Source organism: Ignavibacteria bacterium, from assembly GCA_017303675.1.
Taxonomy (GTDB): domain Bacteria; phylum Bacteroidota; class Ignavibacteria; order Tepidaquicellales; family OLB5; genus OLB5.
Window position 1 is genome coordinate 99,011 of the sequence record JAFLBX010000002.1, and the last position, 26,010, is coordinate 125,020.

General features: G+C 38.4%; 25 protein-coding genes. 17 read left to right on the forward strand and 8 right to left on the reverse strand.

The features are described from left to right. Window positions 1–37: 37 nt before the first annotated feature. Window positions 38–487 (reverse strand): YhcH/YjgK/YiaL family protein, encoded by a 450-nt coding sequence (locus tag J0M37_09625; GenBank protein ID MBN8585344.1) that lies wholly within the window; start codon window positions 485–487, stop codon window positions 38–40. A 148-nt stretch (window positions 488–635) separates the two neighbouring features. On the opposite strand from J0M37_09625, the gene J0M37_09630 reads away from it, so the two are divergent. After that, window positions 636–1,964, forward strand: a complete 1,329-nt coding sequence (locus J0M37_09630; protein ID MBN8585345.1) for a T9SS type A sorting domain-containing protein — start codon at window positions 636–638, stop codon at window positions 1,962–1,964. A gap of 179 nt (window positions 1,965–2,143) precedes the next feature. Here the strand turns inward: J0M37_09630 and fabG are convergent, their stop codons facing one another. Continuing rightward, window positions 2,144–2,875, reverse strand: a complete 732-nt coding sequence (gene fabG / locus J0M37_09635; GenBank protein ID MBN8585346.1) for a 3-oxoacyl-ACP reductase FabG — start codon at window positions 2,873–2,875, stop codon at window positions 2,144–2,146. A gap of 205 nt (window positions 2,876–3,080) precedes the next feature. On the opposite strand from fabG, the gene J0M37_09640 reads away from it, so the two are divergent. From J0M37_09640 to guaB, 3 genes are all read left to right on the forward strand, one after another. Continuing rightward, window positions 3,081–4,151 carry an efflux RND transporter periplasmic adaptor subunit gene (locus J0M37_09640; GenBank protein MBN8585347.1) on the forward strand — a complete coding sequence of 357 codons (1,071 nt, stop codon included), beginning with the start codon at window positions 3,081–3,083 and terminating at the stop codon, window positions 4,149–4,151. Between the two features lie 3 nt (window positions 4,152–4,154). Then, window positions 4,155–7,253 carry an efflux RND transporter permease subunit gene (locus J0M37_09645; protein MBN8585348.1) on the forward strand — a complete coding sequence of 1,033 codons (3,099 nt, stop codon included), beginning with the start codon at window positions 4,155–4,157 and terminating at the stop codon, window positions 7,251–7,253. Between the two features lie 158 nt (window positions 7,254–7,411). Continuing rightward, window positions 7,412–8,881 (forward strand): IMP dehydrogenase, encoded by a 1,470-nt coding sequence (guaB, locus tag J0M37_09650; protein MBN8585349.1) that lies wholly within the window; start codon window positions 7,412–7,414, stop codon window positions 8,879–8,881. Window positions 8,882–9,309: 428 nt separating this feature from the next. On the opposite strand, the gene J0M37_09655 is transcribed toward guaB, so the two are convergent. The 4 genes from J0M37_09655 to J0M37_09670 all read right to left on the reverse strand — a co-directional run bounded on the left by J0M37_09655 (window position 9,310) and on the right by J0M37_09670 (window position 13,763). Further along, entirely contained in the window at window positions 9,310–9,612 is a 303-nt protein-coding gene (locus J0M37_09655; protein MBN8585350.1) for an integration host factor subunit beta, read from the reverse strand. 58 nt (window positions 9,613–9,670) lie between these two features. Next, entirely contained in the window at window positions 9,671–10,642 is a 972-nt protein-coding gene (sppA, locus tag J0M37_09660; GenBank protein MBN8585351.1) for a signal peptide peptidase SppA, read from the reverse strand. A gap of 13 nt (window positions 10,643–10,655) precedes the next feature. Continuing rightward, window positions 10,656–11,525 carry a hypothetical protein gene (locus J0M37_09665; protein MBN8585352.1) on the reverse strand — a complete coding sequence of 290 codons (870 nt, stop codon included), beginning with the start codon at window positions 11,523–11,525 and terminating at the stop codon, window positions 10,656–10,658. Window positions 11,526–11,624: 99 nt separating this feature from the next. Then, window positions 11,625–13,763: a BatA domain-containing protein gene (locus tag J0M37_09670; GenBank protein MBN8585353.1), complete on the reverse strand. Its 2,139-nt coding sequence runs from the start codon at window positions 13,761–13,763 to the stop codon at window positions 11,625–11,627. Window positions 13,764–14,066: 303 nt separating this feature from the next. On the opposite strand from J0M37_09670, the gene acs reads away from it, so the two are divergent. From acs to J0M37_09690, 4 genes are all read left to right on the forward strand, one after another. Beyond that, a complete protein-coding gene (gene acs / locus J0M37_09675) occupies window positions 14,067–16,016 on the forward strand; it encodes an acetate--CoA ligase (GenBank protein MBN8585354.1) in 1,950 nt (649 codons plus the stop codon). Between the two features lie 236 nt (window positions 16,017–16,252). Then, window positions 16,253–16,654, forward strand: coding sequence for a hypothetical protein (locus J0M37_09680; GenBank protein ID MBN8585355.1), 402 nt, complete (start codon window positions 16,253–16,255; stop codon window positions 16,652–16,654). Window positions 16,655–16,762: 108 nt separating this feature from the next. After that, complete coding sequence (locus J0M37_09685; protein ID MBN8585356.1) at window positions 16,763–17,035, forward strand: hypothetical protein; 273 nt, start codon at window positions 16,763–16,765, stop codon at window positions 17,033–17,035. A gap of 34 nt (window positions 17,036–17,069) precedes the next feature. Continuing rightward, window positions 17,070–17,597: a PH domain-containing protein gene (locus J0M37_09690; GenBank protein MBN8585357.1), complete on the forward strand. Its 528-nt coding sequence runs from the start codon at window positions 17,070–17,072 to the stop codon at window positions 17,595–17,597. A gap of 42 nt (window positions 17,598–17,639) precedes the next feature. Here the strand turns inward: J0M37_09690 and J0M37_09695 are convergent, their stop codons facing one another. After that, the gene (locus J0M37_09695) at window positions 17,640–18,962 is read right to left on the reverse strand and encodes a serine hydrolase (GenBank protein ID MBN8585358.1); all 1,323 of its coding nucleotides are present in this window, start codon (window positions 18,960–18,962) and stop codon (window positions 17,640–17,642) included. 163 nt (window positions 18,963–19,125) lie between these two features. Here J0M37_09695 and J0M37_09700 point away from each other — a divergent pair, with 163 nt between their 5' ends. The 7 genes from J0M37_09700 (at window position 19,126) to J0M37_09730 (ending at window position 23,696) form a co-directional block, all read left to right on the forward strand. Then, window positions 19,126–19,557, forward strand: a complete 432-nt coding sequence (locus tag J0M37_09700; GenBank protein MBN8585359.1) for a DUF1801 domain-containing protein — start codon at window positions 19,126–19,128, stop codon at window positions 19,555–19,557. Continuing rightward, the gene (locus tag J0M37_09705; protein ID MBN8585360.1) at window positions 19,554–19,997 is read left to right on the forward strand and encodes a DUF3592 domain-containing protein; all 444 of its coding nucleotides are present in this window, start codon (window positions 19,554–19,556) and stop codon (window positions 19,995–19,997) included. The genes J0M37_09700 and J0M37_09705 overlap by 4 nt, the downstream gene beginning before the upstream one ends. Window positions 19,998–20,046: 49 nt before the next feature. Beyond that, window positions 20,047–20,574, forward strand: a complete 528-nt coding sequence (locus tag J0M37_09710; protein ID MBN8585361.1) for a hypothetical protein — start codon at window positions 20,047–20,049, stop codon at window positions 20,572–20,574. 99 nt (window positions 20,575–20,673) lie between these two features. Further along, on the forward strand, window positions 20,674–20,829 hold the full coding sequence (locus J0M37_09715; protein ID MBN8585362.1) for a hypothetical protein: 156 nt from the start codon (window positions 20,674–20,676) through the stop codon (window positions 20,827–20,829). Then, window positions 20,826–21,248 (forward strand): YjbQ family protein, encoded by a 423-nt coding sequence (locus J0M37_09720; GenBank protein MBN8585363.1) that lies wholly within the window; start codon window positions 20,826–20,828, stop codon window positions 21,246–21,248. The genes J0M37_09715 and J0M37_09720 overlap by 4 nt, the downstream gene beginning before the upstream one ends. 88 nt (window positions 21,249–21,336) lie before the next feature. Further along, window positions 21,337–23,223: a T9SS type A sorting domain-containing protein gene (locus tag J0M37_09725; GenBank protein MBN8585364.1), complete on the forward strand. Its 1,887-nt coding sequence runs from the start codon at window positions 21,337–21,339 to the stop codon at window positions 23,221–23,223. A 119-nt stretch (window positions 23,224–23,342) separates the two neighbouring features. Beyond that, window positions 23,343–23,696, forward strand: coding sequence for a DUF1622 domain-containing protein (locus J0M37_09730; GenBank protein MBN8585365.1), 354 nt, complete (start codon window positions 23,343–23,345; stop codon window positions 23,694–23,696). A 54-nt stretch (window positions 23,697–23,750) separates the two neighbouring features. Here J0M37_09730 and J0M37_09735 read toward each other — a convergent pair whose 3' ends face one another. Continuing rightward, a complete protein-coding gene (locus J0M37_09735) occupies window positions 23,751–24,428 on the reverse strand; it encodes a sterol desaturase family protein (protein MBN8585366.1) in 678 nt (225 codons plus the stop codon). A gap of 80 nt (window positions 24,429–24,508) precedes the next feature. Between J0M37_09735 and J0M37_09740 the strand changes: the two genes are divergently transcribed. After that, the gene (locus J0M37_09740; protein MBN8585367.1) at window positions 24,509–25,042 is read left to right on the forward strand and encodes an NUDIX hydrolase; all 534 of its coding nucleotides are present in this window, start codon (window positions 24,509–24,511) and stop codon (window positions 25,040–25,042) included. A gap of 21 nt (window positions 25,043–25,063) precedes the next feature. Beyond that, window positions 25,064–25,807, forward strand: a complete 744-nt coding sequence (locus J0M37_09745; GenBank protein MBN8585368.1) for a hypothetical protein — start codon at window positions 25,064–25,066, stop codon at window positions 25,805–25,807. The last annotated feature ends 203 nt before the right edge of the window (window positions 25,808–26,010 follow it).

Here is a 26,010-nt window from a genome sequence, read left to right on the forward strand (position 1 = left end):
AGGACGTCTTTTTTATTTTTCATTATGCAAAACATATTTATAACTTAACTTTTACAACAACTTTTTTTACTTCTTCTGGCTCACCGCTAATAATGCCTGGCATATGCAGGTCACCCGGAAAAAATACTGCAAAACTGCCTGCGGCAAGAGTGAAATAGAATGATACTTCATCATAAAAAATAATGTCCTTTTCTTCGCTGTAAGGTTTTATAATTTTTTGTCCGTTCAGATGAGCATAACCAATATTTTCTTTTCCGTAGATTAAATACTGAATATCAGCATACTTTCTGTGAGCTTCCGGCATTTTTTCTGTTGGAGATTTTGTCTTATAGCTGCTTAAAAGAACAAATACGTTATCTCCATCTACATCATATCTGCCATCTTCATGTGATGTAAGGTCGTTTTCAATTAAATACTTAAAGCCCTTTGCAAAACCTTTGCCCAATGAAAAATACCTGGCCGCGTTCTCCAGTTTATCTAATACCATGTTTATTGTATTTTATAATTTTCAATGTAAATAAATAAATCAATTTACTTAACCTGCTATTTTGTCTAAAAACAGATGGAGTATAACAGATTAGTGTATTATTTCTGCTTGATTTTATTTAAATTAAATTAATTAACAGCTAAAAAATATGAAAAAAATTTACATACTGGTTATTTTATACGTATTTTCAATTAATATTTTTGCTCAAAACTATTCGCCTTATATTCCATTAATGACATCAGGTTCTCCTATAACTAACGGGGTCAGGTATCCCGGCTCAGCAGGTTATTCATTCAATGATTCAGCATGGATATATATTCTAGGCGGTTTACAGGATGGCAATGTTATAACCAATACTGTTTACAGGTATAACGTGCTTGCGGATTCATGGAGCGCTGTTACTAATTTTCCTGACGGTAATTACTGGATAAGCGCAGCTGCTGTGGCAGGTAAAAAACTATACAGCTTCGGCGGGACATATACGCTTGCTTTAAATGAATGTACACCGCGTGTAAAAATATTCAATCTGGTATCAAACACCTGGTCAGATGGAGAAAATATGCCTTTTGGAAGAGTATTTCATTCAGTAACCGCATACCAGGATTCACTGATTTACTGCGCAGGCGGCTGGGGATACCCCTCAGGCACTGTTTATAATGATGTGTATGTGTATAATGTTTTTGCCAACTCGTGGCGTGCAGCAACCAACATGCCTTCTCCCAGATGCGGCGGTGTGCTGGCTGCGGCGGGTGATACCCTTGTATATGTTTGCGGAGGCCCAAACTGGACAAATCCTTCAGCAACCAACACAGTTTACCGTGGTGTGATAAGCCAGAGCAACAGAAGCGTGATCACATGGGATTCAACAGGTGCAGTATATCCCGGCGGAGTAAGAAACTCAATATACGGCGCATCATGGGGTAATAAAGGAATAATAGTAAGCGGAGGCTACCAGGTAACAACTGTAACAAGCCAATGTTATGTTTATTCACCCGGCGCAAATACATGGACTCCTCAGCCTTCATTGCTGGCTCCCAAAACCGATCACGGCGCTGCCTGTGTTAATATAGGGAATATCTGGAAATTTATCAGCGCTGCAGGCACAACAAACAGAACCGGCGGTAACTCTAATACTGTAAATATTCTAACGGACACTATGACCGGCATAACAGGTATAGTTTCTACAGGTAATAATTTACCAAATGGATTTACACTTGATCAAAACTATCCTAATCCGTTTAATCCCGTTACAAAAATTAAGTTTTCAGTTGCTGCGGGCAATTCAGAAAATGTTTTTACTTCACTGATTATATATGATATCATGGGAAGGGAAGCAGAAAAAATATTTTCAGGTGAGCTTAAACGGGGAACTTATACAATGCTATGGAATGCAGAAAATAAACCAAGCGGAACTTATTTTGCGAAGCTGACCTCAGGTGAATTTTCGTCAACTATCAAGATGTTGATGATAAAGTAGGCAAGATCAATAATTCGGGTAATTGCGGGAGAAAGTACTTGCAAGCTATTGCACGGAAGCTGCTCATCTTTAACTTCAAAAGTCATAAAGACTTTTGAAGTTTTATCATGTTTTAAACTATACCGTATATATGATAAGACTTCAGAAGCTGTATGACTTCCTGGACTAAATATTCTTTTTCACCAAACTAATCCGCCATCAACGCTTAATGTAATTCCTGTAATAAACGCCGCATCATCTGATGCTAAGAACAGGTACGCCTTTGCAATATCATTAGGTGAACCAAGTCTGCCTAATGGAGTGCGCTGTTTGATGTTATCCAGAATTTTTTCAGGTACGGTATTTAGCATTCCTGTATCTATGAATCCCGGCGCAACTGCATTAACTGTAATGCCATTTCTGCCAAGCTCCCTGGCCCAGGTTTTTGTCATACCAATAACGCCGCTTTTTGATGCGGCATAATTTGTCTGCCCGAAATTTCCATATAAACCCACTATAGATGATGTATTTATTATCCTGCCGTATTTTTTTTCAGCCATATGTGCCGCAGCATACTTCGTCATAAAAAAAACGCCTTTCAGATTAATATCAATTACTTTCTCAAATTGTTCTGATGACATTTTCACAAGCGATGCATCGCTTGTTATACCTGCATTATTGATTAGTACATCCAAACTGCCGAATTTCTTTAAAGTATCATTGATACAAAAGTATGCTGATGATTTATCTGAAACATCGGTTTTAATAAACCTGCAATTTTCGCCAAGTGATTCAGCAGCTTCTTTTCCTGCTGCTTCGTTTGTATCGGCAATAACAACATTTGCTCCTTCTGAAATGAACAATTTTGCTGTTTCAAGTCCTATGCCGCTTGCGCCGCCGGTTATTACAGCGGTTCTGTTATGTAATTTCATTATTAGTGGTCTGTAATATTAACTCTCAAGTTACAACTTTAATTATTATTAAAAAATACATTGTTTACAGTGCTTTTATTATGTAAAAATTTGTAACAAAAGGAACTTGTTAGCTGTAATTGCCATTATTTATTGATAGTTAACCAATTACCCATTTCATTAGTAGCTAAAATTGCGTATTTTTGATAAATATTCTCAATCCCATTTGAAAAAAATATTATTAATTTCTGTACCGGTTGTAATTTTAGTCATTCTTGGTTTTATATTCGTCCCGAAATTTACAGCAAATACTGATAAACCAGATCAGAAAAAAGGACCAAACCAGCAAAATCAGCAGATAAGTGTGGATGGTTTTGTTCTAAAGCCTGAGATTCTTGATAATGATATAAAAGCTATTGGCAATATTCTTGCCAATGAAGAAGCTGAGATCAGAAGTGAGATTTCAAGAAAAATAAGGGGTATTTATTTTAAGGAAGGCACTTACGTTGGCAAGGGTTCAACTTTGTTCAGGCTTGATTCCGATGATCTTACTGCAAAACTGCGCAGGCAGCAAATAGATGAAAGGCTTGCTGTAACAAAGCTTGAGCGCGAAAAACAGCTGATAGAAAAAGGCCTTACTTCCCAGGAAGAATATGATATTATGGAAGCTACCCTTGAGCAGATAAGAGCAGAAATTTCAATAACAAGGATCGATATTACCAAAACATATGTAAGGGCTCCATTTTCAGGTATTATAGGTTTACGCAATGTAAGCAGCGGAGCTTATGTCACTCCTCAAACTGTCTTAACTACCATGCAGGATGTGAGCAAGGTTAAAATAGATTTTTCAATTCCCGAACGCTACATTTATCTTTTTCAGAAAGGCCAGAAAATAAAGTTCAAAGTGGACGGGCTTGACGGCGAGTTTGAAGCTGAAGTTTATGCTTATGAGCCGAAGGTAGAAAATAATACGCGCTCGCTTGTTCTGAGAGCAGTTACAAACAACCCCGGGAAAAAGCTTATGCCAGGTACATTTGCAAATGTTACTTTTCTGATTAGTGAAAATAAAGATGCAATTATGATTCCGACAGAAGCGCTTATACCAAAATTAAAAGGACAGAGTGTTTACGTTGTAAAAGACGGCACAGCTAAGTTATTGGATGTTGATATAGGCGCAAGGACAGAAACGTTAATCGAAATAAGATCTGACCAGCTAAAAGCAGGTGATACAATTGTTACTACGAACATTTTAAGGCTCAGGGATAATTCACCTGTGAAAGTTGAGAAAGTTAATTAGCCTATGAGCCTGAGTGCAACTTCAATTCGCAGACCCGTTCTTTCGATAGTATTTTCGCTTATTATCATAATTTTCGGGATAGTTGCGTTCACATTTCTTGAAGTGCGCGAATACCCGAGTGTTGACCCTCCCATTGTGACCGTAACAACAAATTACCCCGGCGCAAACTCAGAAGTAATAGAGACCCAGATAACCGAACCGCTTGAAGAATCATTAAACGGCATCGATGGTATTAAAAGCTTAACATCCCAAAGCAGGGAAGGGCAAAGCCAGATCACTATCGAATTTTCACTTGCAAGAAACCTAGAAGATGCTTCAAATGATGTGCGTGACAGGGTTTCAAGAGCTCTTAACAACCTTCCCCGCGATGTTGATCCCCCCGTAGTGCAGAAATCTGATGCAGATGATACCCCGATTATATTTATGTATGTACAAAGCAATACAAAAGATATACTTGACGTGAATGCTTTTGCAACAAATGTAATAAAAGAAAGGGTTCAAACTATACCGGGGGTAAGTTATGTGAGGATATTTGGTGAACGCCGTTACGCAATGCGGATGTGGCTTGATCCTGAAAAACTTGCTGCTTATAAGCTAACTCCAATTGATGTAAGAACAGCCCTGGAAAAAGAAAATGTCGAGCTTCCTTCAGGAAGAATTGAAGGTGATAATACAGAGCTGACAATAAGAACATTGGGACGTCTAAAAAATGCTGAAGAATTCAATGACCTGATAGTAAGAGAAAACAACGGAACTGTTATTAGATTCAGGGATATCGGTTACGCTGTACTTGGCCCTGAAAACGAAAGACAGTCCTTAAAACGCGCTGGGCTTCTGGGTGTAGGTGTTGCTGTAACAATGCAGCCAGGGGGTAATGCAATTGAGATTTCAGATGAGTTCAAAAGAAGATTCGAACAGCTAAAAAAAGAGATACCATCTGACTATAATATTGAAGTCGGTTTTGATTTTTCTGAATATATTAGAACTACAATCAGTGAAGTAGAAGAAACTATTTTTATCGCTTTCGGACTGGTGATCCTGATTATTTTCCTGTTTTTACGTGACTGGCGCTCAACAATTATACCTATTGTGGCTATTCCGACTTCAATAATTTCAGCATTCTTCATTATGTATGTAATGGGGTACTCAATAAACGTATTAACGCTTGTAGGCATGATCCTCGCAATCGGCCTGGTAGTGGACGATGCAATTGTAGTACTTGAAAATATATATTCAAAAATAGAAGAGGGGATGAATCCCATTGAAGCAGCTTACAAAGGCTCAAAGGAAATTTATTTTGCGGTAATTTCTATTACAATTGCGCTTGTTGCGGTATTTTTACCAATAATGTTCATTGAAGGAACCACGGGAAAGCTGTTCAAGGAATTTGCAATAGTTATTGCAGGATCTGTCTTGGTCTCAGCATTTGTAGCGTTAACTCTGACGCCTATGATGAGCTCAAGGCTGCTTAAAGCTCACGCTAAACATAACAGGTTCTATAATGCTACAGAACCATTTTTTGTTAAAATGATCGAGACCTACAGGAAAATGCTGATTGGTTTTATGAAGGTAAGGTGGCTGGCATTTGTAATTGTTGCAGCTATCGGAGTTCTGATATACTATACTGGATCCTCGCTTAAAAGTGAGCTGGCTCCCCTGGAAGACCGTTCAAATTTAAGAATCCAGGCATCAGCTCCGGAGGGAGCAACTTTTGAATATATGCAGAAATATATGGATGAGCTCACCGATGTAGTTCTTTCAGTCACTCCGGAAGTACAAACACCGATTACATTTACCGGAGCCGGAGGCCAGTCTAATAACGGATTTATGAACCTTTATCTTCTGCCACCGGATCAACGTGAACGTTCTCAACAACAGATTTATGATAAACTAACTAAAGAAATAAATTCTATTACAGGAATTCGTGGGTTCCCGTCTCAGCCTCCTACAATTGGATCCAGATTCGGAGGGCAGCCTGTCCAATTTGTTCTTCAGGCTCCTGAATTTGACAGGTTCTTTGAAATACTGCCAAAATTTCTGGAAGAAGCCAAAAAACAGCCTGAGCTGCAGTTTGTTGATGCAAACCTGAAGATCAATAAGCCTGAGATTAATCTTTCAATTGACAGGCAGAAAGCATCTGATCTTGGTGTATCATTCAATGATGTAGCTTCAACACTGCAGATAGCCTTCGGCAGCCAGAGATTCGGTTATTTCATTAAAGAAGGCAAGCAGTACCAGGTACTCGGACAGGTAACAAGGGATAAACGCGATAATCCGTATGACCTGAAATATCTTTATGTACGCAATAAGAACGGCGAGCTTATCCAGCTTGATAACCTTGTTACATTGACAGAGCAGGCAGCGCCTACAACAAGATTCAGATATAACAGGTATTCAGCGACTACAATTACTGCAGGGTTAACTCCCGGATACACTTTAGGAGATGGTATCGCCGCAATGCGCCGCGTTGCTGCCGAAGTTTTACCTGAAGATTTTAACACTGCACTTGCAGGGCAATCGAAGGATTTTGAAGACAGCTCCTCGAGTTTACTTTTTACTTTCGTATTTGCGCTGATAATTATTTATCTTGTTCTTGCAGCCCAGTTTGAAAGCTTCATCGACCCGTTTATAATTCTTCTTACAGTGCCTCTTGCGCTCTTTGGCGCGTTGCTTTCGCTGTGGGTTTTCGGTATGACGCTTAATATCTTCAGCCAAATTGGAATAATTATGCTTATAGGGCTTGTGACAAAGAATGCTATACTTATTGTTGAATTTGCAAACCAGAAAAAAGAAGAAGGTCTTGGAATACTTGAAGCTGTTGATGAAGCGGCAGTGCAGAGGTTCAGACCAATCATGATGACAAGTATTGCATCAGCGCTTGGCGCGCTGCCTATAGCAATTGGCATTGGAGCCGGAAGCCGTGTATCGCTTGGAGTAGCTATTGTAGGTGGTTTGATATTTTCAACTTTTCTAACACTTTTTATTGTACCGGCAATATATTCATATTTTTCACGTCATAAAGCAGCAAATCCTGATTTGAAAAAGTATAATGAAAACGATAACTTGGAAGTTCAAACTCTTCCAGCCCAAAAACCATCTTAATAAATCCATCCACAATCAGAATGTGTTCTTTTCTTCAAATTGTTCATTTCAATGAATGAACTTACAGAATTAGCCGTTAATTTGTATGAAAATTTTATTGATCAATTATGACTAAATCTGTGGGTTTTTAATTCAAACATTTTTTTGCTATATTTGCTATGGCACACACAAAAATTATCGAAAAAGCAATTACCTTTGATGATATTTTGCTCGTTCCCGCAAAATCAAAGGTCTTACCCAGGGACGTAAATATTTCCGCTAGATTAACTAAAAACATCACTTTAAATACACCGATTTTATCCGCTGCTATGGATACTGTTACTGAATCCGAGCTTGCCATTGCTATGGCGCGCGAAGGAGGTATAGGTATTCTGCATAAGAATATGTCAATCGAAAAACAGGCATCTGAAGTTGACAGGGTAAAAAGAAGTGAAAGCGGTATGATCTTGGACCCGATCACACTGAAGGTTGATCAGACAGTTGGCGACGCCAACAGATTAATGGAACGTTATAAAATTTCAGGTTTCCCTATCATAAATGACAACAATGAGCTTATCGGGGTCTTAACAAACCGCGATCTTAGGTTCGAACCCAATCAGAACACAAAAGTATCTGAGCTGATGACAAAGGAAAACCTTGTCACAGCGCCTGTGGGAACAACACTTGAGCAGGCAGAAAGAATTCTGCAGAAACATAAGGTTGAAAAGCTGCCTGTTGTTGATAAGAACGGCAAGATAAAAGGTCTCATAACATTTAAAGATATCATCAAACGCAAAAAACATCCGTTTGCTGCCAAGGATTCGCACGGCAGGCTTATCTGCGGCGCAGCTGTTGGTATTGCAGCTGATACACTTGATAGAGTTGCGGCTCTTGTTAAAGCCAGCGTTGATGTGGTTGTTGTTGATACAGCACACGGTCACTCACAGGGTGTACTGAACGTTGTTAAGGAGATAAAAAAGAAATTTGATATAGATGTTATCGCAGGCAATGTTGCAACCGCTGAAGGTACTCTTGACCTGATAAAAGCAGGAGTTGATGCCGTGAAGGTGGGAATTGGCGCAGGCTCTATTTGCACAACAAGGGTTGTTGCAGGTGTGGGAATGCCGCAGATAACAGCAGTATTTAATGCTGTTTCAGCAGCCGCGAAATATAAGATACCGATTATTTCCGATGGAGGAATTAAACAAACAGGTGATATACCCAAAGCTATCGCTGCAGGTGCTGATTGTATCATGGTGGGCGGACTTCTTGCAGGAACCGAGGAATCACCCGGCGAGAAAGTACTATACGAAGGACGTGTATTTAAAATGTACCGCGGAATGGGGTCGCTTGAAGCAATGAAAGCCGGCAGCGGTGACAGGTATTTCCAGGACCCGGAATCAGAATTAAGCAAGCTGGTACCCGAAGGTATAGAAGGCAGGGTGCCTTATAAAGGACCGCTGAGCGATGTGATCTACCAGATGGTAGGCGGCTTAAGAGCCGCCATGGGTTACTGCGGCTGCGGTACAATTGCTGAGCTTCAGAAAAACGCTAAGTTCATTGAAATAACAAATGCAGGACTTAAGGAGTCTCACCCGCATGATGTTATTGTTACCAAGGAAGCGCCGAATTACCAGGTAAGAAGATAAAGCAAAATAACAAATGTCAAAGCCCAAATGCCAAATGCATTTGGGCTTTTTTTATATAAAAAATTTTCGGTGAAATCCTGTTCCAGAAGGATGAGTGGTAAATTTATTTTTTTTCGGTTTTTTCCGAAAACAAAAAGGGCAGAGGAAAAAACTCTCTGCCCTAATATAAACTGATTCAAGTAACTATAAAAAACTACCTTACTTTCTTTTTATGTCTGTTCTTTCTCAGTCTTTTTTTCCTCTTGTGAGTAGCCATTTTATGGCGTTTTCTCTTTTTACCGCTCGGCATTAATTGCTCCTTGCTTTATGATTATTATTAAATTTTTACTTTATATTAATTGTTTACTTTTACTTTCTGCGCTTTTTGCAGTCCCGCGTTTCTGCTTGGCGGGATTGCCTTCTGCTTTTTGATCTTTGCCTGCTTCTTACTACTTTTCATTATACTTCTCAAGCAGTGAATCGTTAACAGCCTTTTTAAATTCTTTTGATACTTTGAACATCGGCACGAACCTTCTGCCCAGCTCTACTTTAGCCCCGGTTTTCGGGTTCCTTGCTATCCTCGGCTTGCGCTCTTTAACTTTAAAGGTACCAAAACCCCTTATTTCAATGCTTTCCTGTTCCTTCAGCGCGTCAATAACGCATAAAATGAAACCTTCAACAACGGTTTCCGTTTCAACTTTGCTTAATCCTGTTGCGTTAGCAATTTTATTCGCTATATCTGCTCTGGTCATAAATTAAAATGAATTGATTTAACTTATAGTTTTTCTGTATTAAACTCAAAAATAAACTTTAAGGCTGAAACTTATACTGCAGGATCGGCTCATCAAACAGCTTGCCTTTTATATCTGTCACATCTTCTATTTTTGAGCCTAACATTTCTTCGAAGAAAGAGAATTTTTTCTTTTCTCTCACAATTCTCGGTTCACCTTCAATCCCTGCCATTTTTCCTGTTATCCTTATGGCATCTTCAAAAGTACCCAGTGAATCGATAAGCCCGTAATCCTTTGCCTGCAGTCCAGTAAATACCCTTCCGTTAGCATACTGAAGGAGTACCTGTTTATCCATTTTGCGTTCTTTTGCAACAACATCCAGAAACTGTGAAAAGCTGTTATCAACAACATCCTGGAAATAAGCCTTATCTGAATCGCTCATGGTTTTAAACGGACTGCCTGCATCCTTCAGGCTTCCGCTTTTAATTGTTGTCTGGTTTATGCCGAGCTTCTCAGCAAGATCTTTTATGCTGATAAACTGCGCAATAACCCCGATACTTCCGGTTAGTGTCCCCGGATTTGCAATTATCAGGCTTGAACCGACGGCAATATAATAGCCGCCTGATGCGGCAATAGAACCCATTGATACTACAATTATCTTGCCGCTCTCACGTGTTCTTTTTACTTCTTCGTAAATTTCCTGCGAAGCGGCTACGCCGCCGCCGGGTGTATTTACACGAAGAATTATCGCCTTTATCGATTTATCTTCCCTGAAGCGTTTGATCTGCTCAACGGTCTTTTCAGATGATACGATAACATCATTAATTTCAACGATCGCTATCTTATCGCCTGAACCGCCGGAAACGTATTCGCCTCCGTCACGTTTAATGGCGGAAGCGAATGCAAAAAAGCTCACAGCAACAATTATCATTCCCAAAAACATCAGGCTTAAAAATATACCCCAGAACCATCTGCCTGAGTTATCCTTTTTTGGCTGTACTACTGGCCTGTTCTGAATATTTGTATTTGTTATTTGGGGATCCTGCTGCATCTATAATATAAAATTATTTCTTTTCGTTCTTAAGCTGGTCACGCATTTTGATAGCATCCTGCGCTTTATCATTTTCACCTAAGTTAGCGTAAACCTGGATCAAAAGCTCATATGCGTTCAGCTTGTTATCAGCATCCTTGGAAGAGGTAAGCTCTTCGAGAAACGGTAAAGCAGCTTTATATTTATCTTTGTATGAAGGATCATCAGGATTTGTTTCTCTCAGCTTCTCGCCCCATTTCAGGTTTGCAAGTGAAATGTTATATATAATTACTTCGTATGCTCCTGAGCCTTTTGTTACTTTGCTTAAGCCGTTATTATATTCACTGATTGCGCCTGCAAAATCACCGTTCTTTTCAAGCTCTACGCCTTTATCGATGGTGGGTTTTACAAGGATCGTGTTTATCCTGCCGTTTAATGCTGCGATGTTATCTTTTACGAATGCGCTATCGGGCAACAATGCCAGGGCAATTTCGAAATTATTAAGCGCTTCTGTGAATTTATTTACTGCATCCTTGTCATTTCCTGTTTTAGCAATCTTTTCGCCGTCTTCGTACTGTTTGTAACCTCTGTCATACATCGTTCCCCAGGCTTCGGTAAGCTCTGTTCTAAATGAGTTCTTGCCGATACCCCTGTATTTATCCATAGCATCTTTTACGCCAGCAGCTTTTCCAAGCTGTGCGCGTGACATTGCAAGATAAAACCATGCTTCTTCATTTGTAGGGTTATTGTTGGTTTCTTTTGTAAATTCTTCTTCTGCTTTTTTATAATCACCCTGGTTATATGCTAACTTGGCAGTTGTTTGTTCTGCTGTTGAACATCCTCCAAAATAAAATACAACTGCAAATAATAACAAAAATACCGATAAAACTTTTACGGACCTCATTTGGTTGATTCTCCTGTTATTTTTATAATTTTCTTGTAATCGCCTTATTTTTAAGGACTTAAATATACTTAAAAAAAAACTTATTAAAAAGTTAATAAATCATTTATTTCTTAAAAGTGATCTTGAAAGTAAATACTCAATTATCAGGAATATAACTGCAAGCGCCAAAAAATACTGCCAAAGGTCTTTACCCGTTCTAAGGTCAATTACTGATGCAGTTAACACATCTTCGTTTGAAATTACGTTCGCATTAATCCCGTAAGTATCTTTAAATAAAGTCTCAATTTCCCCGGAATTCATTCTGCCTGTTCTTGTTTCTGATATATCGAAGTTCACAGGTACCCTCAGCATATCATCTGAACTTCCGGCTGATGAAATTCTGTATATACCGGTGTTCTTAAATTCATTGCCAAAATTTACGAGCTTATTTTCACCGGGTAATACTATTTTTGCGGAATTTTGGCTTTCAACCGGAGGTGTTACCAAAACAGTATCAATGGAGTTACCCGCAGCCGGAATTTCCGCAAAATAATCACTGCCCGCTGTTGCGGATTTAATGCCATTAAGATTTGATGTATATAAAATGCTTCTTATTGTGACAGGTGAAAATAAGTTCTTTACCGGGAAGTTACTTGATGCCATATCAGGTGATGAAGCAAACATTATCAGCTTGCCTTTTCCTTTGGAATATTCTTCCATAAAATTTGTACCGTTTGTAAGTGTAACTATTGATACGGCATTTCTGCCGCCTGAAAGGCTGAATCCGCTTAGAATCTCAGGTGATTCAATACTGGTATTATTTTTATCCGCTTCAAGCCTGAATATGCCTTCAAAAACCGGGTGGCTGTAATCAATTTTTTCGAACTTTGCCGGGGTTTCTGCGTAATACTTTCCGCCGATATAAGGAAGGTCAAGCTCTTTCATAATAGTATTGTTGTAATTGGATATATCTGTGGATGCCCCGGGATATATAACAGCCCCGCCGCCTCCATCAATATATTCCTTCAGTATTACAGCTTCTTTTTCAGTGAACGATGGCTTGTTGATGATTATGATACTGTTAAATGCTTTCAGGTTTTCGCCGGTTATATCAGATGCATTAATTTCTTTAATGTTATATAGAGTTGTGATATCAGTTGCCTGGGATATTGCCTCTGAGGTATTCAGCACAGCTTTTATGTATTCAGCATCTATTGGTGTACCGGTGGCGATAAGTAAATTTACTTTTTCGGGAATGTAGAATGAAAAGTACTGCCTGTTATCGCCTGATATTTCGTCATCTGCAATATCGTTTTGAACAAGCTCAATGCTGCCTGAAGAAAATCCGGCAGTCTCTGGTTTTATTATAAATTCAGTTTCAACTGAAGTGTTCGCCGGTACATCCAAAACTTTTTCTTCTTTGTGACTTCCAAAAGTGATAATTACGCTTTTGTTAACGGAATTAAAATTGTTGTGATTATTAAGCTTTACTTTTATCTTTACAGGCCTTGCCTTTTCGTAGATCTTGGAAACTATGTTTACCGTATCCATCGAAATATTATTTGCATTCCTGCTGCCTGTTAATACTACAGTAAAATTCATATTCCCGCGGCTTTTTAGCCCGTCAGAATAGACAACATCATATTTCAGGAAGCTTGACTGCCCGTCAGTAACCAGGTAAACTTCTTTATGCGTATGTGTTGCGGAGCTTAATATTCCTTCAGCGTAGTACAATACCTCGGGTAAATCCCTGGTTACTTCTGATGTTTTTAAATTTACCAGTGTATCTTTAATTTTTGAAAGATCTTTATACGGTACAGTTGAACCCGATGAGCTGATCCCTGATACTGTTGTAAAGAATACCTCATCATCCGCGCTGATAGCATCAAGAATTTCCGCTATTTTTTTCTTCCCGTTCTCAAGGTCATTTCCGTTCTTATCACGTGACTGCATGCTGAAGGAATCATCAAATATTATCAGAACAGAGCTTTTTGTTTTTTCACCCGGTGAGCCCAGAAATCCTTTATCAAAAGGCTTTGCGAACATCATTACAAGGAATATAATGAATGCTATCCTGGATAACAGGATGAGAAGCTGTTTGAGCTTTATCTTTTTGTATTTGGATTGTTGTATTTCTTTTAAGAACATCAAAGTGGAAAATTCGATTTTTTTTGTCCTCTTAAGATTGAAAATGTGTATCAATATCGGTATTGATACAGCAGCTAATCCCCATAATAATAACGGATTTAAAAATGTCATATTTGCAAAGCTAAATATTTATTCTTTTTATTAAACTTGATAAATTTATCCTTGTTCCGTGATGTAAACTGCGGCTTTTAATTCCCCCTTTGAAGTGGGACGATATCCCAGCTAATGGTACAACCGCAATCGAACTTTAAATCACCCAAATCAAAACTCTCCAATGGAGATGATGCATGTAAAGTGACATTATTCTTTGTAATATTAACCTCACTTTATCTATATAAATTGCAACTTAAACAAAATAAAATTATTTTGCTTTTCCTGATCTAAAAAATTAAAAATCATAAATATATAAGTAATATGGACCAGTCAAAATTCACATCTTTAGAAACAGAAAAACGCGTTTTCAAACCTAACCCGGAGTTTTCCAAAAAGGCGCACATTAAGTCAATGGCGCAGTATAAAAAAATGTATAATGAATCAGTAAAATCTCCACAGAAATTCTGGGCGAAAGCAGCAGCAGAGCTGCACTGGTTCAAAAAATGGAAAACCGTATTACAGTGGAAAGCGCCGCACTCAAAATGGTTCGTTGGCGGAAAAATAAACATGAGCTACAACTGTCTGGATAGACACCTTGATAGCTGGAAAAGAACCAAAGCAGCGATAATATGGGAAGGCGAGAACGGAGATACCGCTACATGGACCTACCAGGAGCTTCACCGCCAGGTATGCAAATTTGCCAACGTACTTAAGAAAATGGGAATTCAAAAAGGTGACCGCATATGCATATATATGCCTATGGTTCCTGAAATTGCTGTGGCAATGCTGGCATGCACAAGGATTGGCGCGGTGCATTCAATTGTGTTTGGCGGATTTTCAGCCTCAGCTTTAATTGACCGCATAAACGACGCGCAGGCTAAGATGGTCATTACAGCCGATGGCGGCTACCGCCGCGGTGAAATTGTAAACCTTAAGGCTAATGTAGATGAAGCATTGCCCGGGTGTCCGACTATTGAAAATGTAATTGTTGTGAACCGTACCGGCCATCATATTGATTTCCATTTGGGGCGTGACCACTGGTACAGTGAGCTCATGATGGGTGTTGATGATGAGTGTCCCGCAGAACCGCTTGACAGCGAGCATCCGCTTTATATTTTATACACCAGCGGCACTACCGGAAAGCCTAAAGGCATCCTGCACACAACAGGGGGGTATGCAACGCAAACTTATTTGACAAGCAAGTATGTATTTGACCTGAAGCCGGAAGATATTTACTGGTGCACCGCCGATGCCGGCTGGGTAACAGGCCACTCATATGTGGTTTACGGTCCTTTGCTTAACGGCGCAACTACACTGATGTATGAAGGCGCGCCTAATACCCCGAATCCTGACAGGTTCTGGGAAATTATCGATAAGTATAAAGTGAACATTTTTTACACTGCTCCTACTGCTATCCGCGCATTTATAAAATGGGGCGAGGAGTGGCCGCTGAAGCATAAGCTTGATTCCCTTAGATTGCTTGGCACTGTCGGCGAGCCCATCAACCCCGAAGCATGGATGTGGTATCACAAAGTGATTGGCAAGGGCAGGTGCCCGATAGTTGATACATGGTGGCAGACAGAAACTGGGGCAATTATGGTGAGTCCGTTGCCCGGCGCAACACCAACAAAACCGGGTACTGCGACTCTGCCGTTCTTTGGTATAATGCCTGAGGTTATTTCAAAAGAGGGCAAGGTTTGCAAAGCAAACGAAGGCGGGTATTATGTAATTAAACATCCCTGGCCGGGAATGCTGCGCACTATATGGGGTGATGATGAGCGTTATAAAAAGCAGTACTGGTCGGAGTTTCCCGGGCTTTATTTTACGGGAGACGGCGCAAGGCGGGATAAAGACGGTTATTTCTGGATAATGGGCAGGGTAGATGATGTGATAAATGTGAGCGGCCACAGGATTGGCACAGCGGAAGTTGAATCAGCCCTTGTATCACACCCCAAGGTGGCAGAAGCCGCCGTTGTTGGCAAGCCTGATGACATGAAGGGTTCGGCTATATCAGCTTTCGTTACACTGGAAGGCAGATATAAACCCAGCGAGGAACTGAATGCAGAGCTGAAACAATGGGTAACCAAACAAATAGGAGCGCTGGCCCGCCCGGATGAGATACGCTTCACAGAAGCGCTGCCAAAAACACGCAGCGGCAAAATAATGCGCCGCCTGCTCCGCGAAATTGCAACCCAGGGCTCAGTAAGCGGCGATACCACCACCCTCGAGGATTTTTCAGTGCTGGAAAAGCTGAGAACAGATGAAGAGTGATTTAAAATTACGAATTAGGAATTAAGAATTACGAATTAGAAGCAAAAACAGAACACAGATTACACTGATGGAACGGATTAACACTGATTAGATTCATTTGTTGTTGATGATCTTAGAGTCTAATCAGGCAACACCAACAACGGAGGTTTTATCGGATTTAAATAATAATAGCCACGGTCTTTAGACCGTGGGATAGTTGGGAAAAAATATGGGCTTTAGCCCTAAACAAATAATTTATGAGTAGACATGAAACATGGCGTACGCGTAAGTATTGGGAATCTGTAGGTGGACTATTAATTGAAGAATTTTGCGTTATTCGTAAAGGTGTTAATAACGGAACAAGATTAATTGATGGCGTTATTGTATTAGGTGAATCTACAAAGCTGCATGACAGCAATTTTTATGACATAAGAGATAAAGATGTAATTTGTATTCAAACAAAACAAAGCAGGCTTGGAATGTATTTGATGGGGCAAGCCTTTTTTTCAGCAGAATTGTTAAAAAGGTATTTTCCCAAAAGTATAAAAAAAGTATTAATTTGTGGAAAGGATGACGAAATTCTAAATCCAATTTGCATGAAGTTTGATATAGAAGTTGTAATTATTCCGGAGAGTGAAATCGGACAACTTTATACTTAAATTCAAAGAGTTATAGAGGCAACTCCCCCTTGCAGTGGGAGGGTGGCTGAATGGACCACATTCCACTCGCCATTTCATGGTGAGGGGACTGAATAAAAATGAAATAAAATGCTTACACCAAAATACAATATACTGCTTAACGGAAAATACTTTGACGCACTTTACCCGCTGGATTATTATAATGATAAAAAGATATTTCATGATTCCGGTGCGAGACAGTTTTTTGTAATTTACCAATTAGCATGCAGCAGGAAACATGAAATAGAGATTGAAGAAATAACTTCGGGAAGTAAAATAGCAGTTCCTGATGAAATTTATTTCAGGAAGTGGATCGAAGATCATTACCCCATGTATCTTAATTATCTTGATAACTACAATTAAAAAAGCGTCCCGCACCAGTGGATATTAAAAACATATGAAAGAAAACGAACCAATATTAATTAAAGCTGAATTTAACCCGATTGTAAAAACGTACATACTTCTGTATATTTTCGGGATAATGTTTGTTACAGTTGTTGGGATTCCTTTAGCCATAATATGGCTATGCGGAGTTGGTCAGTGGTACAGCCGCCATTTTTATGAAAAGCTATATTGCGTGCTGACCGAAAAGCATCTAAGGTTCAGAATGGGAATATTATTCACAGTTGATAAAACCATTCCGCTTGAAAATATCCAGGACCTGACATTTTATGAAGGGCCCGTATTGCGCCACTTTAACCTGGCAATGCTGAAAGTTGAAACAGCAGGGCAGGGCGAGCACTCAGGCAACCAGATGAAGCTTGTGGGCATTATAGGTGCGCATGATTTCCGCAGCCGGGTGCTGCAGCAGCGCGAAGCTGTTAAAATGAAGCTTACCGCTGCCAATGAAAACGATCCGCAGATAATTCTGCTGGAGAAAATAGCTTCAACTCTGGAGAGAATTGAAGCCAATTTTATAAAGTGAACACTGTAATTTACATTTTTACTGCCAATGCTGTTTTACTGTTTACTTGTTTCCCAGCTTCTCAAGCATCTTTTTTGCATTCGGATTATTTGGAGCAAGCTCCAGTACTTTTTTGTAGTTTTCGATTGCCTTTTCATTTTCACCCTTGTTCATATAAGCTTCACCCAATGAATCCCATACATTCGGCTCCCCCGGAAACAGTCTGGTATTCAGCTTAAATACTTCAATTGCATCATCAAGCTTATTATCATTCATAAGCTCATATCCAAAAAAATTCAGATGGCGGTCATTGTATAGCATTCCGTAAGATTCAAGCAGGGTTTGTAGCTGGCTTTCAAGCTTTGTTATACCGCCATTTTTAAGGATGTCATACATTTTCATTTCAAGGGTAATATCAGGTTTCGGGTATTCCCTTCCGTTTACGGCATCTTCAAATCTCATAATTATTTCATCAGCAACCTGCCCGAAATTTGAATTAATAATTACAGTATATCCATCCTTCATTTGAGCAAATACGCTATTCCATACAGGTGTACCTCCGGCACGGATCGCCTGGCTTAAATAGCCTGTTTGCCTCAGGTATTGGTCAAGCTTAAGCAGGTCGCGTGCATTAGAAAACATACCTCCTGCAGGCGAAGGCTGCTCCATAAACGGTGAATTAACCTTTTCGCCTGAAAATGTTATTCTTGTTCCTGCAGCCATATTAGGTACAGTTTCCCCGAGAATTAAATAATGGGTATTTTCCAAATCTAAAGGCAGCAGCAGCCGTTCTTTCAGATTTTCTGTATAGCTTTTGCCCGTTACTTTTTCTATGATCCCGCCAAGCACAACATACCCTGAATTTGAGTATTCCTGCTGAGTGCCCGGTTCAAAAAGCAGCGGTTCGTTCTTTATTATTTCAAGGAAATCATTTACAGTTTTAAACCTGGCTCTGTTTTGGTTGAACTCAGGATTATTTAAATAATCTCCCAGGCCGGCTTTCATTTCGATTAGCATTTTTATTGTGATCTTATCTCCGGTTTCCCCGGGGTAAATATCAAGATACCTGCTCAGCGGATCATCGAGCTTTAATTTATTTTCCTGCTCAAGCTGTTTTATTAATGTATGTGTGAACATCTTGTTAAGCGAGCCTATTCTGAACAATGTTTCAGGTGTAACAGGAATTTTCTTTTCCCAGTCAGCAAAACCATATTGTTTTTCTGATATCACATTGCCATCTTTTGCTACCAGAACGTTTCCTGAAAACAAACCGAGGGCGTTGTATTCATTTATGATCTTATCCAGTTTATCTGTGAAATCATCCGCAATAGTACTGGCTGTAAAAACGGTAAAAAAGAGGATTTTTAATAAATAATTTAATTTCATTTTTGGTTGTTATATTGGTTATATCAAATAGATACATTATAGGAGTAAAAAGTTGCAAAAATAATTAATTGTCATTCCTATTTTACAGAAATAATCTTATTTTAGTTTTGATTCTGTTTCGCAAATTCACTATTTCACTATTCACTATCTCGCTATTTATTTTATGGCTGAAATAAAAACCAAAGCTACAAAAGTAAGCGTAAAGAAATTCATTGATTCAGTTGAAGATGAACAGAAACGGAAAGATAGTTATGTACTTATTAACATGATGAAAAAGATAACGAAGGAAGAGCCGAAAATGTGGGGACCAACGATAATAGGATTCGGAAAATATGAATACAGGTATGAAAGCGGACATGGTGGTGAAATGTGTATAACCGGATTTTCTCCGCGCAAAGCGGCATTTTCAATTTATCTGCTTGCAGGTAAAGATAAGTCACCTGAGCTTTTTAAAAAACTGGGCAAATATAAAATGGGCAAAGCCTGTCTGTATGTAAAAAGACTTTCTGATATTGATCTGAAAATACTTGAAGAACTTATAAAAGTATCAGTAAAATATATTAAGAGCTATAAATTATTCCCGCACAGGGCATGACACAAAACGAATTATATCTCGTATTGGGAGTCAACGGGTTTATTTCATTAACTATGCTTTTAATAGGGATCATCTCCTACATTCGAACCAAAAGGTTTTTGAATTCCGCAGTTGAAACACGCGGCACTGTTGTAGAAGGTGTTTATAAAGGTCAGGCTGATGGCGGCGGCAGTATGTATTCACCTAAAATTCAATTTTCTGATACTATGGGAAGAATCCATGAATTTACAGAAAATTGGTCGAGCAACAGGCCTGATTTTAAAGTTGGTGATGAAGTGATAGTTTTATATAACCCTGAAAATCCCTTAAAAGCACGAAGGGGCGGAAAAAAATGGAAATTTTTTTTCATAGCATGGCTAATCGGCGGACTTGGAATGTTATTTTCAGGAATTCTTTTAATTATTATTATTGTTATGATATTTGTACCAATTGGTAAATGATCTATTAATAGATTTACATAATTATCCTATTAACTAAACCGGCATAAAAATGAAAAAACTGACCTTGCTCATTATGCTTCTTTCGATCCATCCTTTATTTTCACAAACTGATTCTTCTGTAACTTTCGGATTGCCTGAGATGAGAATTAAACAGGTAGAAAAGGGAAAAATCGTAACATATGATTTTGATAACAGTCTCAATAAATTTATTCTGACCCCTTCTATGCTTCTGCCTGATACAAATAAATATAAATACAAAGTTAAACTCGCTGATGTAAAACAAGTTCAGTTCCGCACTGGCTCAAATTTCTGGAATGTAGCAGGTATTGTTGGTTCTGTTGGATTTGTGCTTGGATTTTTTGCATGGGGATATTTTGATTTCAACCATCCGCCTGATTTCCACATAAACCAGGCTGTAATGGGCGGTTTTGTTACTGCTATACCTTTTGCCCTTATTGGAGGAATTTTCGGAGCTTTAAGCAGTAATTATGAAGATTACGAATTCCCGGGTATGAATGATAAACAGAAGTATAACGCGCTTTTAAAAGTGTTCAAAAAATACCGGCAAAAAAGGTAACATTAATTTTAGAGGTTTTAAATCAATTTTTAGTGTTTATTTTTGCATGCATGCCGGTTCAGACTGCCGGCAAAGAATTTTAATTTCACAATCAAAAAAATGGATAGAGCAATAATAATATTTGCGGTAATCGGAACGCTCATGTTTGCGGCGTATATGTTCTTTATTATCAAAACTTCATATGATGATGAAAAACAGAAAAAGAAGGAAAAGCTTGAAGAAGAAAATAAAATGAATCAAAACGGCAGGGAATGAGCGTTTACCAGAAGGAATTTTCACTAAAACCCCGCCCGCGCGGTTTTCATATTATTACAGATGAAGTTTTGCAGCACATCCCAGAGCTGAAAAATGTTAAGCTGGGTATTGCAAATATCTTCATTAAGCATACCTCCGCATCTTTAAGTATCAATGAAAACGCTGACCCAAGCGTAAGAACTGATATGGAAACCCATTTCAATCTCATGGTACCTGAAGATGCAGATCATTATGAACATACATTCGAGGGTCCCGATGATATGACCTCTCATATCAAAACTTCAATTATTGGTTCATCACTCAGCATTCCTGTTACCAACGGTAAATTAAACCTTGGCACCTGGCAGGGCATCTACTTATGTGAACACCGCAATAGCGGAGGCAGCCGTAAACTTGTAATTACAATTATTGGAGAGTAGTCCAATTTTTTTACTTATTAATATAAGTGATTATATATTAGCTTATAATACGCCCTTCGTAAAATTTAATTAATGGAGAAAAATTACTATGAATCACAAATTTTACGAAATTATTATAATTTTTTTCATTTTTATGTTATTTTCAGGTATGTCGGTTTCACAAGATACCGGGCTAAAAGATCTTACACGTCATAATTTTAAAAAAACTGATATGCAGCTCAAAATTGAAAAGGAAATAATGGAGCTGAAAAAGCAGGACAAATTTGAAAATTTACCGAGAATTATTGAATTGAATAAAAAGCTCGAAGAAATTAATGGTACGGGGAAAACTGAGTCAGGCAGTATTTTCAACGGAAATTATAACGACCGGCTGGTAAATTTCAATATGCCTTCATTCGTCGGTTTCACTGATGATATTCAAAATGCCCGTATATATACAAACAGCAGCAGGAATATTAAGGGTATTGCCGGTGCAATTGAACAGCGCGGTTCTACTGCTGGGAAATTATGGTCAGTTGTGTTCTATTCAGCTGATAGTACAAGTCCTGATACTTTCAGGGTGTATTATTCAGTAAATAACGGCCAAAGCTGGTCAGAATATATATCAGGAAATATCAGGCCAGGGGATTTTGTAACTCCAAATGATATTGATATGGAACTGGTTGAAAATAATACCGGCCAAAAATATCTGTGGGTTGCGTTCGGATTCAAAAGAATATCAGGAAGAAAAGCGGTTGGTGCATTTGTAATTCAGGTTCCTTCTATTAACGGTACTTTTTACAATATGCTAGAGTGGCCCGTTAGTGATTCATTAAAAAGCTATTATAATATCAGGCTAACAACAGATAATTCACAATATGCGGCTACACCGTTTATATACATAGCTTGCTCGTTTGATTCAACAGATTCAAACGGAAACAGGATCAATTCTCAGAAATTTGCAAGGATATTAAGCCCTTATTTAATTAACAACCCTGCATTCTCATTTTTAGCTCCCAAGTTCTACTGGTATGAAAATTCAGGCACGGTATCAAGGACAACATATACTGATATAGCGTATTTTAATAATTCTGGCGAAGATTCACTTATTGTCTCGTTTTGCGGCGTGCAGGATAGCACAAAATTATTTTTTGCCAAAAGTGATATTCTGGGCAATCCGCCCGTATCTTCAGCGGGAGCAGGGGGAAATATCGGCGGCTCAAATCCTAACAGCATTAAAACTCACGCAAGGCTTTCGTCAAACGGAAACAGTAACGGAAGTATTGTTTGCATTTTCCGTGAATTAAATAATTCCAATTGGAATGTTAAATGGATCTCATCAGCAAACTTCGGAAATTTTGAAGCTCTATATTCAGATTCACCGGTGCTGGGAAGCCTGGTCAATCCAAACTTTGCCCCTGAAATAACTGCAGTCAGGAACGGGAACACTCATTATATTTCATTTATGACCAATGCTTCTGAAGACAGTATCCATTATATAGCAATGAATTCATCAGGACAAACTTCTCATATATATAAAATGAATTATTATTCAGGTTCAGAAGTTATTACTCCAAAACCGCTGTTCAGATATCAAAACGGTGACAGCTGTTTGATGCTTAATTCAGAAGATGGACCGCATAATATGATATCATCAGCAGGCTGTTCAGGTGTTCCGATCGGAATAAACAGTATAAATGAATTTATACCGGGAGAATACCGCCTTTTGCAGAATTACCCCAATCCATTTAATCCGGAAACTAATATTTCTTTCTCGATCCCTTCAAATGCTTACGTTAAGATCATTGTTTATGATATAAGCGGGAAAGAGGTTAAAGTACTTGCAGATTCTGATTTTACTCCGGGTAGTTATGAACTGAAATTCGACGGCTCATCATTTGCCAGTGGTATTTATTTCTGCCGGTTTGATGCAGCAGCAGAAGGCAGCATAACTGCCGGTTATACCGATATCAAAAAAATGGTTTTACTGAAATAAGCTGTTTGGTTTTGCTTTAAATCATTTCATGTAGTATAAAGGACTGATATGTTTGGCAGTCCTTTTTTATTTATATGTAATTAACTGATTTTTATTTAACTTTGTAAAAATATAATACTATGATGGAAGATTTTTTCTATATGATAGCCCAGGCAGTTGAAACTGTAAGCTTTGCTGTTATGCTGTACGGCGCTTTGCTTGCGATCCTGGGATTTATAAAAAATGAATTCGGCAGGATAAATGGTAAGTTCACATTTAAAGCCTTAAGCAAAATACGAATAGATTTCGGTAATTATATACTATTGGGACTTCAATTTCTCATAGCTGCCGATATAATCGAAACTATTTTAAAACCTGAAGTTGAAGAATTGATCGAGCTGGGAGGTATAGTGATTATAAGGATATTGCTTAGTTACTTTCTTACCAGAGAAATTGATGATATCAAAAAAAGTGATAATGTAAAAGAAGAATAAAAAAAGAGGCTATCTGTAAAAAGCCTCTTTATATAATTATTAACAATCTTTTGTTTAAGCCTTTGCTTTGTTATCGTCATCTTTATCAAGCTCAATATCCGGTACTTTTTTCAGGTCTAACATATAGCTTGGAATTGTACGGAAAACGTAATCCCACAGTGGTGTAGATACACCGTAAGCTGTATGCTCATCTTCGTAGTGATGGCGAAGGTGATATGATCTTAAAAATCCGCCGAACCTGCCTTTTAAGTTTATATGATGTGTAGCGTAATGAATTGAATCATAGCTCACATAACCGAGTACGAATCCCGAAAATATTATCAGGTAATAATTACCGAATGCAGCCATAAAAAGATAAAAGAAAAATGTGGCAAGCGGAACGCTGACAAGCAGCGGCATTACAAGCCTGGTTGCATCTCTGGGGTAATCATGGTGAATACCGTGAACAAGAAAATGTATCTTTTTTCCTGTTACTGTTTTTGGTTCATAATGGAAAACCCACCGGTGAATTATATATTCTATAAGTGTCCATAACAGAATACCGCCAAGATAAGCGAGAATTCCGTTTAAAACCGGTACTCTTTGAAAGCCGAAGTATGCGCAGATAAGCAGCACCGGAACGTAAACTACAACCGGCGTAACTGGATGGATGTGCGAAAAATACTCCAGGAATGAATTTTTGAACAGGGGTATTGTTTCGTTCTTGTTGGATACGTACTTTGACTTTGCCATTTTATTTGAATAGTTTAATTACAAATTTACTAAAATATTAAGGTATTTTCAATAAATAACAATTTAACAGGGTAATTTTTATGGAATTAAAACGGTGGAAAAAGCTGAAGACAGAGGTAATTTATACAAATGACTGGTGGAGCTATAAAATTGATGACTATACACTGCCTGATGGCAGCCCCGGAAAATATCATTATGCTTTTACTTTCGGCTCAGTTTTCATTATTCCTGTTACTGATACCGGCAAAATTATGCTTGTAAAACAATACAGGTATTTAAATGACAGGTTCAGTCTCGAATTCCCCGGAGGGGGAGTAAAGGCAGAAAATGACCATGATAACCAGGCTAAGAAGGAATTGGTTGAAGAAACCGGCTTTTCCGGGGATTTAACTTATGCCGGTATGTTCAACCCCTACAACGGGGTTACAAATGAAATTTGTAAAGTGTATATTGCGCGGAACTTAAAACCAAGTTCTGCGTATAAAAAAGATGATTCTGAGGAATTTGAGATATTTGAATTTACACCGGAAGAAATTGAAAAAATGATAGGTTCCAATGAAATTTATGACGGTATGACGCTTGCTAGCTGGGCACTGGTAAAAAATAAATTATAAAATAAACTAAAAATATACAGAATGAAAATAATATTCACACTGCTTCTTTTGTTTTTCGCATTTAATTTAAATTCACAGGTCAGGGATACAGCTTTTACACTGGATATTAACTTTGACAGGGAAGATGAAAAAATTATATGCAGTTACGATGAAAGGACTCATGAATTTACACTGAAGATTAATGACCAGACTATTTCACATCAGTTCATGGATTCATATGATTATGCAGTGGAAGTTATTGATATGAACCGCAATGATAACCTGAAGGAAGTAATTGTGAAAGGTTACGGTAACAGTGACCAGAGCGATATGTACTTTTTCCAGTTCATAAACGGTAAGATAGTGCCATGCGGGCACCTGCCTTCAAATTTTGGAATCGAAGTTACAGGTAACAGCGAAATTACCGAGCATGCCTGGATGGGTTTCTGGACTGCAAAGATAAGATATGACTTTGATACAAAGAATAAAACATTGACCAGGATCAATGATGAGTTTTATGATGTTAACCAGGAATGTGAAGTAAAAACACCGTTCAGGCTCCTTGTAAAAAGGGATGATAACTCAGAAACTGCAGTTACTTTAGCGCCAAAGACCAAGCTCACAATTATTAAAGCAGATATTACGCCGGTTTGCAAATATGAAGACGGTACAGACGATGATTTTTCATGTGACTGGTTCCTTTTTAAAACATCAGATGGTAAACAGGGCTGGTGCAGGCTCAAGGATTTTCAGCAGAATGTTGATGGCTTGATATGGGCAGGCTGAGTAAGTGATCCCGCTTACAGCGGGACTTCGAAAATTACTTCGTAATTTTCTTGAAAGTAAATGTTAAATTTTTTCTTGTTACACTCTATATAGCAGCTGTGATATCTCAAACTAATTATGGAAAAAAACTAAAAGGTGAATGAAAGTTCACCTTTTTTAATAGTATTAATTATGAATTTAAATTGAAATTATTCAATTGATTT

Excerpts from the sequence above, each read along its gene's own strand:
- J0M37_09625 (MBN8585344.1), bottom strand. The coding sequence starts at position 487 with ATGGTATTAGATAAACTGGAGAACGCGGCCAGGTATTTTTCATTGGGC.
- J0M37_09630 (MBN8585345.1), top strand. The coding sequence starts at position 636 with ATGAAAAAAATTTACATACTGGTTATTTTATACGTATTTTCAATTAAT.
- fabG (MBN8585346.1), bottom strand. The coding sequence starts at position 2,875 with ATGAAATTACATAACAGAACCGCTGTAATAACCGGCGGCGCAAGCGGC.
- J0M37_09645 (MBN8585348.1), top strand. The coding sequence starts at position 4,155 with ATGAGCCTGAGTGCAACTTCAATTCGCAGACCCGTTCTTTCGATAGTA.
- guaB (MBN8585349.1), top strand. The coding sequence starts at position 7,412 with ATGGCACACACAAAAATTATCGAAAAAGCAATTACCTTTGATGATATT.
- J0M37_09655 (MBN8585350.1), bottom strand. The coding sequence starts at position 9,612 with ATGACCAGAGCAGATATAGCGAATAAAATTGCTAACGCAACAGGATTA.
- sppA (MBN8585351.1), bottom strand. The coding sequence starts at position 10,642 with ATGCAGCAGGATCCCCAAATAACAAATACAAATATTCAGAACAGGCCA.
- J0M37_09665 (MBN8585352.1), bottom strand. The coding sequence starts at position 11,525 with ATGAGGTCCGTAAAAGTTTTATCGGTATTTTTGTTATTATTTGCAGTT.
- J0M37_09670 (MBN8585353.1), bottom strand. The coding sequence starts at position 13,763 with ATGACATTTTTAAATCCGTTATTATTATGGGGATTAGCTGCTGTATCA.
- acs (MBN8585354.1), top strand. The coding sequence starts at position 14,067 with ATGGACCAGTCAAAATTCACATCTTTAGAAACAGAAAAACGCGTTTTC.
- J0M37_09680 (MBN8585355.1), top strand. The coding sequence starts at position 16,253 with ATGAGTAGACATGAAACATGGCGTACGCGTAAGTATTGGGAATCTGTA.
- J0M37_09685 (MBN8585356.1), top strand. The coding sequence starts at position 16,763 with ATGCTTACACCAAAATACAATATACTGCTTAACGGAAAATACTTTGAC.
- J0M37_09690 (MBN8585357.1), top strand. The coding sequence starts at position 17,070 with ATGAAAGAAAACGAACCAATATTAATTAAAGCTGAATTTAACCCGATT.
- J0M37_09695 (MBN8585358.1), bottom strand. The coding sequence starts at position 18,962 with ATGAAATTAAATTATTTATTAAAAATCCTCTTTTTTACCGTTTTTACA.
- J0M37_09700 (MBN8585359.1), top strand. The coding sequence starts at position 19,126 with ATGGCTGAAATAAAAACCAAAGCTACAAAAGTAAGCGTAAAGAAATTC.
- J0M37_09705 (MBN8585360.1), top strand. The coding sequence starts at position 19,554 with ATGACACAAAACGAATTATATCTCGTATTGGGAGTCAACGGGTTTATT.
- J0M37_09710 (MBN8585361.1), top strand. The coding sequence starts at position 20,047 with ATGAAAAAACTGACCTTGCTCATTATGCTTCTTTCGATCCATCCTTTA.
- J0M37_09715 (MBN8585362.1), top strand. The coding sequence starts at position 20,674 with ATGGATAGAGCAATAATAATATTTGCGGTAATCGGAACGCTCATGTTT.
- J0M37_09720 (MBN8585363.1), top strand. The coding sequence starts at position 20,826 with ATGAGCGTTTACCAGAAGGAATTTTCACTAAAACCCCGCCCGCGCGGT.
- J0M37_09725 (MBN8585364.1), top strand. The coding sequence starts at position 21,337 with ATGAATCACAAATTTTACGAAATTATTATAATTTTTTTCATTTTTATG.
- J0M37_09730 (MBN8585365.1), top strand. The coding sequence starts at position 23,343 with ATGATGGAAGATTTTTTCTATATGATAGCCCAGGCAGTTGAAACTGTA.
- J0M37_09735 (MBN8585366.1), bottom strand. The coding sequence starts at position 24,428 with ATGGCAAAGTCAAAGTACGTATCCAACAAGAACGAAACAATACCCCTG.
- J0M37_09740 (MBN8585367.1), top strand. The coding sequence starts at position 24,509 with ATGGAATTAAAACGGTGGAAAAAGCTGAAGACAGAGGTAATTTATACA.
- J0M37_09745 (MBN8585368.1), top strand. The coding sequence starts at position 25,064 with ATGAAAATAATATTCACACTGCTTCTTTTGTTTTTCGCATTTAATTTA.